At 57.1% G+C, this 756-nt stretch carries 2 rRNA genes; both read right to left on the bottom strand.

Going from position 1 to position 756, the window contains the following annotated elements:
• Nucleotides 1–256: ribosomal RNA gene (locus ACTQXM_RS09010) — 23S ribosomal RNA — on the bottom strand; the annotation flags it as partial.
• A gap of 400 nt (nucleotides 257–656) precedes the next feature.
• Nucleotides 657–756: ribosomal RNA gene (locus ACTQXM_RS09015) — 16S ribosomal RNA — on the bottom strand; the annotation flags it as partial.

The following is a 756-nucleotide window of genomic DNA, read 5'->3' on the forward strand; positions in this document are numbered from 1 at the left end:
GCTCGCCGCTACTCGGGGAGTCTCGAGATTGATTTCCTCTCCTCCGGGTACTTAGATGTTTCAGTTCCCCGGGTTGTCCTCCCCGGCCCTATGCGTTCAGGCCGGGGATATCCGTACTGCTACGGATGGGTTCGCCCATTCGGAGACCCCCGGGTCGAAGGATGTGTGCTCCTCGCCGGGGATTATCGCAGCTTGCCGCGTCCTTCATCGGCTCCCTGTGCCAAGGCATCCGCCGTGCGCCCGTGGTATCTTGCGGGACCGCTCCGGGCCCGCGGGATATCCACGTGTCGCTAATATAGATTAATCGATATCATGAATAGCGCTCTCATGTCGCAATTCGGGTATCTCATACCGCGGCACAGCGTGTTCCACTGTGCTCGCGATCAGATGCTCCTCACTCGTATATGAGTGAATTCTCTTGTTTGGATCGGATGAATGATTGCTATCATTCTTGATTTAATCGCAGAAAAGAATCGAGTCTGGAAGAGGATACTCTTCCATCTCTCTCCTATCGCTATGCGGCTCTCAAGGTACGCGGGTGCGACCCCGGGGACCGGGTGCTGCGGGGACCTCATCCTGGCCAGACATCCACCGGACGGGCTCCTGCCCTCCATTCGAGTTAAAGTGTTTTCTCTCTAGAAGATTTATCTCCCTAGAAAGGAGGTGATCCAGCCGCACCTTCCGGTACGGCTACCTTGTTACGACTTCACCCCCCTCACCCTCCACACCTTCGGCGCCTCCCCCCTCTCGGTTGGG

Source organism: Collinsella sp. LCP19S3_D3, from assembly GCF_052121455.1.
GTDB lineage: Bacteria > Actinomycetota > Coriobacteriia > Coriobacteriales > Coriobacteriaceae > Collinsella.